The 257-nt window shown below is 47.5% G+C and carries 1 protein-coding gene; it reads right to left on the bottom strand.

The features are described from left to right. Nucleotides 1-31: 31 nt before the first annotated feature. The coding region (locus EOD29_RS36710; protein ID WP_206520582.1) for a hypothetical protein at nt 32-257 on the bottom strand (226 nt) is incomplete at its 5' end.

Consider the following 257-nt stretch of genomic DNA (forward strand, 5'->3'; position numbering starts at 1 on the left):
CTTTCCTTGTAGATATTAGGTTAACGGTTTATCACGACGGTCCGAAGATGTCGTGGCATATTCGCAATATGCGATATACGGTCAAAGCCAGCCGAATGACCAACTTCAACATTTGCGGATTCTTGAACTGTTTCCAGCTCCAGGAGACGAACCGTTTCCAGCGCGTCTTTGTTCCGCTCCTTAACCGCTGCTGCTGGCGATCACTTTCTTCTATAGTCATATACAGTTCCTTCTGTTTGCCCTCGGGACTATCCCTA

It is taken from the genome of Mesorhizobium sp. M1A.T.Ca.IN.004.03.1.1 (assembly GCF_003997555.1).
GTDB lineage: Bacteria > Pseudomonadota > Alphaproteobacteria > Rhizobiales > Rhizobiaceae > Mesorhizobium.